7 protein-coding genes are annotated in these 7,910 nt (G+C 65.6%); 4 read left to right on the forward strand and 3 right to left on the reverse strand.

Annotated elements, in window-relative coordinates:
• Window positions 1–1,512, reverse strand: a 1,512-nt coding sequence (locus tag E4L98_RS26800) for a cysteine desulfurase family protein (protein WP_135204592.1), incomplete at its 3' end; no start/stop codon positions are given.
• A gap of 99 nt (window positions 1,513–1,611) precedes the next feature.
• Here E4L98_RS26800 and E4L98_RS26805 point away from each other — a divergent pair.
• The 3 genes from E4L98_RS26805 to E4L98_RS26815 all read left to right on the forward strand — a co-directional run bounded on the left by E4L98_RS26805 (window position 1,612) and on the right by E4L98_RS26815 (window position 5,191).
• On the forward strand, window positions 1,612–2,088 hold the full coding sequence (locus E4L98_RS26805; protein WP_135204593.1) for an Lrp/AsnC family transcriptional regulator: 477 nt from the start codon (window positions 1,612–1,614) through the stop codon (window positions 2,086–2,088).
• Between the two features lie 48 nt (window positions 2,089–2,136).
• The gene (locus E4L98_RS26810; RefSeq protein ID WP_135204594.1) at window positions 2,137–3,309 is read left to right on the forward strand and encodes an HPP family protein; all 1,173 of its coding nucleotides are present in this window, start codon (window positions 2,137–2,139) and stop codon (window positions 3,307–3,309) included.
• 76 nt (window positions 3,310–3,385) lie between these two features.
• Complete coding sequence (locus E4L98_RS26815; protein ID WP_135204595.1) at window positions 3,386–5,191, forward strand: DUF885 domain-containing protein; 1,806 nt, start codon at window positions 3,386–3,388, stop codon at window positions 5,189–5,191.
• A gap of 35 nt (window positions 5,192–5,226) precedes the next feature.
• On the opposite strand, the gene E4L98_RS26820 is transcribed toward E4L98_RS26815, so the two are convergent.
• Window positions 5,227–5,640: an acyl-CoA thioesterase gene (locus E4L98_RS26820; protein ID WP_135204596.1), complete on the reverse strand. Its 414-nt coding sequence runs from the start codon at window positions 5,638–5,640 to the stop codon at window positions 5,227–5,229.
• A 167-nt stretch (window positions 5,641–5,807) separates the two neighbouring features.
• Here E4L98_RS26820 and E4L98_RS26825 point away from each other — a divergent pair, with 167 nt between their 5' ends.
• A complete protein-coding gene (locus tag E4L98_RS26825) occupies window positions 5,808–7,190 on the forward strand; it encodes a sensor histidine kinase (RefSeq protein ID WP_135204597.1) in 1,383 nt (460 codons plus the stop codon).
• Here the strand turns inward: E4L98_RS26825 and E4L98_RS26830 are convergent.
• Window positions 7,175–7,708, reverse strand: a complete 534-nt coding sequence (locus E4L98_RS26830; RefSeq protein ID WP_229257596.1) for a helix-turn-helix domain-containing protein — start codon at window positions 7,706–7,708, stop codon at window positions 7,175–7,177. The genes E4L98_RS26825 and E4L98_RS26830 overlap by 16 nt on opposite strands.
• Between the last annotated feature and the right edge of the window lie 202 nt (window positions 7,709–7,910).

A 7,910-nucleotide genomic window follows, 5' to 3' on the forward strand; every position in this document is an offset into this window, starting at 1 on the left:
GAGCGCGCCGGCGGCGGCGCCGCCTTCCAGCGTGATGCCGCCGGCGTTGGCGGGCCAGCCATAGGCATCGGTGTCGCTGCGGTTGAGGTGGCGGCCCAGCGCCTGCGCCAGCAGGCCGCGCGTGGCGTCCGGCACGGTGCAGACGATGGCCGCCACCTGGTAATTCTGGCCGCGCACATACGCCTCGATGCGCGCCAGGTGTTCCGGCAGCGGATCGATGACGATGCCGCTGCGGCTGGCGGCGTCGAGCAGCAGCCAGCTGCACGCGCCCTCCACGCCCAGCTGCAGCAGTCCGTCGTGCGGCACGGCGGTGTGGTCGGACGGGATCAGGCAGCTGGCGCGCAGGGCCGCGCCGCAACGCTCGATGCGGGCGCAGGCGGCGCTGATGGTGGCCTCGTCCGCCAGCGGACCGAAGGACATGCGGATCGCGCCGGCGCTGCGCCACAGCGGCAGGCCCATCGCATCCAGCACATAGCTGGGCGCGGCCTTGGACGACGAACAGGCGCTGCCGGCGCTGACGCGCATCTCGGCCGCGTCGAACACATCCATCAGCTCGCGGCTGGACAAGCCGGGCACCGCGAAGTTCAGCGTGGTCGGCAACGATTTTTCAAACGGATTGTTGAACACCACGCCCGGCAGCGCGGCGCGCAGACTGTCGGCCAGGCGCGCACGGAAACCGCACAGCTCGGTCTGGGTGCGGAAGGTGTCGCCGCGCTCCAGCGCCGCCAGCACCGCGCCCAGCGCGGCAATGCCGGCCATGTTCTCGGTGCCCGAGCGCTGGCCCGTTTCCTGGCCGCCGCCCACGATCAGCGGCGTGAACGGCGCGCCGGCGCGCACGTACAGCATGCCGACGCCCTTGGGCGCATACAGCTTGTGGCCGGAAAACGGCGCGTAATCGATGCGGGTCGACGCCAGCGCGAGTGGCAGCTTGCCCAGCGCCTGCACACAGTCCACCATCCAGTAGGCGCGGCTGCCGCTGGCCGCCAGCACCTGTTCGATGCCGGCCAGGTCGCTGATGACGCCGGTCTCGTTGTTGGCGGCCATGGTGCACACCATGCCCGCCTCGCCGGCGATGGCGCGCAACGCCGCCAGGTCGTGGGCGCCGTCGCCGTTCACGGGCAGCTGGTGCAGCCGCAGATTCAGGCCCAGCAGGCGGTTCCAGTGCGCCAGGCTTTCCGGCACCGCCTTGTGCTCGGTGGCGCCGTATACCAGCAGCGTGCCGATCGCCGCGCCGGCGTCGCGACGCTCGCGCAGCGCCAGCAGCGCCGACAGCACGGCGGTCTGGATGCCTTCGGTGGCGCCGCTGTTGAACATCAGGCGGCCGTCGCCGGCGCCCAGCAGGCGGTGGGCGCGGGCGCGGGCGTCGTCGAGGATGGCTTTGGCCTTGAGGCCGGCGCCGTGGGTACTGCTGGGATTGCCATAACGCTGGCCCATGGCGTCGGTGGCGGCGGCGATGGCCGCGGGCAGCACCACGCTGGTGGCATTGCTGTCGAGATAGATTTCAGTAGTCATCCGTATAGCTTACGCAAGCGCGCTGAAATAGTCGTACCAAAATGCCGCGCTACGGCATATGATGCAGCATGAATATGCCAATATCGTGAGAAATGCAGAATGAATCAACTTGACCGCTACGATTACGCCATCCTGGACGCCTTGCAGCGGGACGGCACGCTGTCGGTCGCCCAGTTGAGCGAGCAGGTCGGTTTATCCTCCACCCCATGCTGGAAGCGGCTGCGGCGGCTGGAAGATGAGGGCTATATCGAGAGCCGGGTGGCCATCATCAACCGCCGCAAGGTCGGCCTGCCGGTGACGGTGTTCGTCAGCATCCGCATCACCCAGCACGACGAAAAGTGGTTCGCGCGCTTTGCCGCCGCCGTGGCGGCGCTGCCGGAAGTGCAGGAATTCCACCGCATGAGCGGCGACGTCGATTACCTGTTGAAGGTGGTCACCAGCGACATCGAGGGCTATGACCGCTTTTACAAGAAGCTGATCAAGTCGGTGCAGCTGACCGGCGTGTCGTCAGCCTTTTCCATGGAACAGATCAAGATCACCACTTCCCTGCCGCTCGGGCTGGTAGCGCACCAATAAAGGGCGTTCGTGCGATAATGTTCCATTCTGAATACTTGTTAAAGCGTCATGCGCGCCTTCCTCGACCGCTGGCTGCCCAGCCCCACCAATGCCAACGCTAAAGAACAGGCGCGCGCCGCCGCCGGCGCCCTGCTCGGCATCCTGCTGACCGCGCTGGTCGGCCACCTGCTGCTGGCCCGCGCCGGCATGTCGATTTTCCTGGTGGCGCCGATCGGCGCCTCGTCGGTGCTGCTGTTCGCCCTGCCGGCCAGCCCGCTGGCGCAACCTTGGTCCGTCATCGGCGGCAATGTCATCAGCGGCCTGGTCGGCATGGCGCTGGTGCGGCTGCTGGGCGACAGCGTGCCGCTGCCGCTGCTGGCCGGCCTGGCGTGCGGCGGCGCGATCGGCGCCATGTTCGTCACCCGCAGCCTGCACCCGCCCGGCGGCGCGGTGGCGCTGACCACGGTCATCGGCGGCGCGGCCGTGCAGGCGGCCGGCTTCGAGTTCGTGCTGCTGACCGTGCTGATCGATTCCGTGTTGCTGGTGGCCATGGCCATCGCCTACAACAACCTGACCGGCCGCCGCTATCCACACACCCAGCAGCTGGCGCATCCGAACCCGCACGCCACCGGGGACGCGGTGCCGACCGTGCGGCTGGGCTTCAAGCCGGAAGACCTGGACGCCGTGCTCAAGCAGTACAACCAGGTGCTGGACATCAGCCGCGACGACCTCGAAGCGCTGTTCCTGCAGACCGAGCAGCGCGCCTACAACCGCCGCTTCGGCATCATCAGCTGCGCCGACATCATGTCGCGCGACATCGTCAGCGCCGAGTTCGGCACCGGGCTGGGCGAAGCCTGGGCGGCGATGCGCGCGCACCGCGTGGCGGCGCTGCCGGTGCTGAACCGCGCGCGGCGCGTGATCGGCATCGTCACCCAGACCGACTTTCTCGAACATGGCGGCCTCGACGACTACGGCAGCATCCGCCAACAGCTGCGGCGCTTCCTGCGCAAGAGCGGCGTCACCCATACCGAAAAAGCCGAAGTGGTGGGCCAGATCATGAGCGCCCGCCCGACCACCGCGCGCGTCGACACGCCGATCTCGGACCTGGTGCCGCTGATGGCGGACTCGGGCTTCCATCACATTCCCATCGTCGATGCAGAGCAGCGATTTGTCGGCATCGTCACGCAATCGGACCTGGTGGCGGCGCTGTATGCAAGCCGCTTCACCGAAACGGCGGCCTGATACAAAATTTGTCGCGCGGGCGGCGCCTGATGGCTTATGCTAGCGGCCAACTTTATTGCCTTCCAGGATTAAGCCCATGACGTCTTGCCGTACCCTTTACGCTCCCGTCGCCGTCGCCGTCGCGCTGGCTTTCGCCCCCATGGCCCAGGCCGCCGCACCGGCCGGCAAGGTCAGCGCCGAAGTGGCCGCCTCGGCCAATCAGGCCGTGCTGGCCATCGCCGACCAATACTATGACGCGGTCGCCCGCTTCGAGCCGATCGGCGCCACCGAGAACGGCGACAACCGCTTCGACGACCAGCTGGGCCTGAGCATCGCGCCGGCCAGGCGCGCCGCGCAGTTCAAGCTGTACCGCCAGTTCGCGCAGCGCCTGAGCAAGATCAGCCCGCACCAGCTCGACGTCAAAGGCCGCCTCAACTACGACATCCTGCAGTACGAGCTGCGCGGCCTGCTCGCCATGGAACGCTTCCCCGAGCACCTGCTGCCGATTAACCAGATGGACAGCGTGCCGGTGACGCTGGCCAACTATGCGGGTGGCGAAGCGTCGCAGCCGATCGCCACCGTGAAGGAATACGATGCTTACCTGAGCCGCGTGGCGCAGCTGCCGGCGTGGATCGACCAGGCCATCGCCAATATGCGCGTGGGCATCAGGAAAGGCATCACGCAGCCGCGAGCCATCATGGTTTCCGCGCTGCCGCAGTTCCAGAAGCTGGTGAGCGCCACGCCGGAAGCCAGCATCTACTACACGCCGATCACCAAGCTGCCGGCGTCGTTCGCCGACGCCGACAAGCAGCGCCTGACGGCCGCCTACCGCAAGACCATCCACGACCAGCTGATGCCGGCGCTGGCGCGCGTGGCCACCTTCCTGGACAAGGAATACATCCCGGCCTGCCGCACCTCGACCGGCCTGGGCGCGCTGTCGGACGGTGCCGCCTGGTATCAGGCGCGCATCGCCAACGCCACCACCACCACGCTGACGGCGCAAGAGATCCACGCCATCGGCTTGAAGGAAGTGGCGCGCATCCAGGGCCAGTTCGAGGTGCTGGGACCGAAACTGGGCTACACCGGCCCGGCCGCCGGCCTGCCGGTATGGGTGGCGGCGCAGCCGAAATTCTATCCGTTCAAGACCGAGGAGGAAGTCCAGGCCGTCTATCACAAGCTCAACGACGTGCTCGACACCAAGCTGCCGCTGATGTTCACGCTGCAGCCCAAGGCCAGACTGGACCTGCGCCTCGAGCCCGAGCTGAGCCGCGCCACCGCGTCCGACCACTACACCGCGCCGGCCGGCGACGGTTCGCGTCCGGGCGTGTTCTGGTCGGTGGTCAACGATCCCGCCAAATACGGCAGCACCGGCATGACCACGCTGTTCCTGCACGAAGGCAAGCCGGGCCATCACTTCCACATCGCGCTGATGCAGGAACTGAACCTGCCCAACTTCCGCAAATACGGCGGCAACAACGCCTACACCGAAGGCTGGGCGCTGTACGCCGAAACGCTGGGCAAGGAAATGGGCCTGTTCGACGATCCGGCCCAGTACTTCGGCCACCTCAACGACGAACTGCTGCGCGCGGTGCGGCTGGTGGTGGACACCGGCATGCACGCCAAGGGCTGGAGCCGCGAGCAAAGCATCCAGTACATGAAGGACACGCTGGGCTACGATGTGGTGGCCAAGAGCGAGACCGAGCGCTACATGGCCTGGCCGGCGCAGGCGCTGGGCTACAAGGTCGGTTCGCTGAAGATCCAGGAACTGCGCAAGCGCGCCGAACAGGCGCTCGGCGACAAGTTCAGCCTGCCGGCCTTCCACGCGGTGGTGCTGGGCGACGGCACCTTGCCGCTGGCCCTGCTGGAAGAGAAAGTCGACCGCTGGATCGCGACGCAACACTAAGCCGAAAAAGGCGGGCCAGGGCGGCCCGCCTCCCCTTATTTCACATACTGCTGGATCAGCGCGATCACCGCGGGCGGCAGCGCCTTGATCTTGCGGTCATGGCTGGCAAACACGATCTGCTGGCGTCCCACCGCGACCGGCCTGCCGCCGGAGTAAAAACGGAACTCCAGCCAAAACGAGCACTTTTTCACATCGTAGGTGTTCAACTCGCACGCGATTTCCTGGAACGGGAACGTCTCCTGCAGATAATCCTGCTGCGCGTGCTTGGTGATGAATACCCCATCCTGCTGCAGCATATCGCGTGAGATGCACTCGTAGAACCATTTCTCGCGGCAGATGCCCTGCCACTCGAAATAGCGCGCGAAGTAGGTGTTGCCGTAGGCATTCGAATCCTTCAGATAGGCGGTCAGCGAGTGGGTGAAGGTTTGTGGGGTGACTTGCATCAGCATGATGATTCTCCTTGAGTGAGTGAACGCCCGGCAACCGGGCCATTTCACTACTAGGGAGTTGGTCTGGCGGAAGTTTGATTTGTCGCAAACAAGCTTGCGATATTCAAGCGAAGCGCTACGGCGCGCGCAATACTTGCGACAACATCGTCAAATCACGGGATCGTCCTATGCATTCCTTGTTGCCGGCCGTCGTATCCCTGCTGTTTCTATGCTACGGCGCCTACGTCCTGCAATCGCGCGGGGTGAACCGCATCAGCCTGACGTTCTTCCTGCTGTGCTTTACCACCTTCTGCTGGCAGTTCACCTGGGCCATCCTGTTCCAGCTGCATGACGCCCACGAGGCGCTGTCCGTGGCCAAACTCGGTTATCTGCTGATCCTGTTCCTGCCGACCACGCTCTACCACTTCGTCGCCGAACTGACGGCATCGCGCGGCGAACGGCGCCGCGTGGCGCTGTCCTATGCCATTGCCGGCCTGCTGGGGGTGGTCCTGCTGAGCACGGACTGGATCGTCGCCGGGCTGTATCGGTATTTCTTCGGCTATTACCCCAAGGCCGGCCCGCTGCACCCGCTGCACCTGCTGCAGACCGGCGTGGTGGTCGGGCGCGGCCTGTGGCTGCTGTACCGGCGCCAGCGGCAGGCCGTGTCGACCGAAAAGACCCGGCTGCGCTACTGCCTGATCAGCATGCTGATCTATTTCTTCGCCTCGGTCGACTACCTGTGCAACTACGGCCTGCAGTTCTACCCGCCGGGCGTGCTGTTCGTCGCCACCAGCCTGGGACTGATCGCGCAAGCCATGGTGCGCCACAACCTGCTGGCCGATCCGCTGGAAGTGGCGGCCACCATCGCGCATGAGATGCGCACGCCGCTGGCCACCATCCGCAACCAGTCGCGCATGCTGTCGCGCTGTCTGCCGGAACTGATGACCGGGTATCAGAGCGCGCTCGAGCACGGCCTGATCCGGCAGGAACTGTCGCTGCCGCAGCTGCAATACCTGAGCCGGCTGGGACAACACATCGAGAGCGAAATCAGCCGCTCCAGCTTCATCGTCGACATGATGCTGGCGTCGGCGCGCGCGGGTGCGCTGGACCGCAGCGACTTCGCCGATCACTCCGTCAAGAAATGCGTGGATGACGCGCTGGCCAGCTATCCGTTCGAAAGCGCGATGCGCGACAAGGTGCGGGTGCGCGGCAGCGAGGATTTCACCTTCTTCGGCTCCGACGTGCTGCTGGTGTACGTGCTGTACAACCTGTTCAAGAACGCCATGCACGCGATCAAGGCGGCCGGCCGCGGCGAGGTGGAAATCCTGCTGGCCGATCGCCAGCTGCTGGTCACCGACACCGGCTCCGGCATCCCGGACGACGTGCTGCCGCACGTGTTCGAACCGTTCTACAGCACCCGCCATCACGGCGGCGGCACCGGCATGGGACTGGCGTTCTGCCAGCGCGTGCTGACCGCGTTTGGCGGCAACATCCGCTGCGAGTCGCAGGCCGGGCAATACACCCGCTTCGCGCTGTCGTTCCCGCGGCGCGTCAACTACCCGGCGAGCTGACTGAGCTCCTCGCCGCTGACTTTGTCCAGATCGGTTTCATCGCCGAGCACATAGATCTTCTGGCCGCGCAGCACATCCAGGATGAACGGCTGCTGCTCGCGCAGGCGGCGCTTGAAATCGGGAATCGAATACAGATTGGGATTGATCTTGCGCCGCAACAGCCGCTCGGCCACGGGCAAGCGCGACAGCAGCTCGCCGTAGCTGGTGTTATCGCCGATCAGCAGCAATTCGACCGGCGTATCCATATGCTCCTGCTCCTTGGCGGTGGCGCCATAGACGAAGGCCACGTTCAGCACATGCTGCAGCGGCGCCAGGGCAGAGTTGAGCACGCTGACCAGGCCGAAGGTCTTCTTGACCAGCCCGGCCAGCTCGCCGTAGACGATGCAATCCTTGTTGGGCCGGAAGCGGCGCACATTGCCGATGCGTTCAGAGACGATCACGCCCGACTCATGCAGCCGTTTCAGCTCGCGCTGGGCCGACGCGCTGCCCAGCCCGGTGAGCCGCATGATCTCGTTCAAGTGAAATCCTTGATTCACGCGTACAAACAGCAAGCCCAGCAATTTTTGCTGGGCAGGAGTAAAGAGGGCTTGGGCGATCATAGGCCAAATCTTAGCATGTTTTAAGTCGGGGTCAGAGCCGACATTCGGACATTGGGTCGCGCGCGACCCAATGTCCGAATGTCGGCCGGTGTGGTTTACAACAAGGGCGCGGCCGCCGCGG

The sequence above is a fragment of the Duganella callida genome, from assembly GCF_004614165.1.
Taxonomy (GTDB): domain Bacteria; phylum Pseudomonadota; class Gammaproteobacteria; order Burkholderiales; family Burkholderiaceae_D; genus Rugamonas; species Rugamonas callida.

What these genes read in the sequence shown, in the direction of transcription:
- E4L98_RS26805 (WP_135204593.1), top strand. Translation starts at nt 1,612, where the DNA reads ATGAATCAACTTGACCGCTACGATTACGCCATCCTGGACGCCTTGCAG.
- E4L98_RS26810 (WP_135204594.1), top strand. Translation starts at nt 2,137, where the DNA reads ATGCGCGCCTTCCTCGACCGCTGGCTGCCCAGCCCCACCAATGCCAAC.
- E4L98_RS26815 (WP_135204595.1), top strand. Translation starts at nt 3,386, where the DNA reads ATGACGTCTTGCCGTACCCTTTACGCTCCCGTCGCCGTCGCCGTCGCG.
- E4L98_RS26820 (WP_135204596.1), bottom strand. Translation starts at nt 5,640, where the DNA reads ATGCTGATGCAAGTCACCCCACAAACCTTCACCCACTCGCTGACCGCC.
- E4L98_RS26825 (WP_135204597.1), top strand. Translation starts at nt 5,808, where the DNA reads ATGCATTCCTTGTTGCCGGCCGTCGTATCCCTGCTGTTTCTATGCTAC.